The organism is Paenibacillus hemerocallicola, from assembly GCF_006265175.1.
Classification (GTDB): Bacteria; Bacillota; Bacilli; order Paenibacillales; family NBRC-103111; genus Paenibacillus_AB; species Paenibacillus_AB hemerocallicola.
On record NZ_VDCQ01000163.1, the window covers coordinates 1 to 735 of the forward strand.

Consider the following 735-nt stretch of genomic DNA (forward strand, 5'->3'; position numbering starts at 1 on the left):
TGAACGCCGGTCCACTGCTTCATCGGAAAATACAGCTGCCGGGAGCGGCCGTCCGGCTGGATCGAGAAGCCGGGGTCTTGCTCCCCCAGCACAAGCGCTGTTTCGCCCGCCAGCGACGCAACGCTTTCGATCCGGTAGCCGGTTGTCGATCCGTCCGGGTGCGTCACAATCGCGTATCGGCCTGCCGCGGCCTGCGGCACCGCCGCCTTCGTCACCAGCGCATTGCGCCCGTCGCTGTCCCGCATCCGTTCCGTGCGCACGACCGCACCGTCGATCGCACCTCCCGCCGCGACTACAGCCGATCCCTTGCTCAGCCGCGTGCCGTCCGCCAATCGCATCTGCTCAATGTGGCCGTCCACCAGCCGAATAAAGCCCAGCTTGCCGTCCAACCGCAGATCTCCGACGACAAACGGCGTTCCCGCATACTGCGGCGCGCTCAGCACAATATCCCGCGTGTTGCCGTACGTGATCGCCACCGCCGCCGCTCCCGTCTGCTCGTCGCTGTGCAGCACCTCGACGTGCTCGATCCGCGGCTGCTGCCCGGACGCAAACGGCTCCAGCACCGTAATGAAGTTGCTTTTCAGCGCGCTTCCTTCCCGGCGCACGACCAGCTTCGGCATGAAATGCTTGACCGCCTCCGTCTGCGTGTCATAGTTCAATCCTTTCAGCCGGGTGGCCTGCAACGACGGCGATTCGCCGATGAACAGCTCGCTTGCTCCGGTCCCCGCATAGCCG

The 735-nt window shown here is 65.4% G+C and carries 1 protein-coding gene; it reads right to left on the bottom strand.

Annotated elements, in window-relative coordinates; all coding sequences use genetic code 11:
* Positions 1–735 (bottom strand): hypothetical protein (locus FE784_RS41515; protein ID WP_176706886.1); only part of this gene is annotated, 735 nt, incomplete at both ends.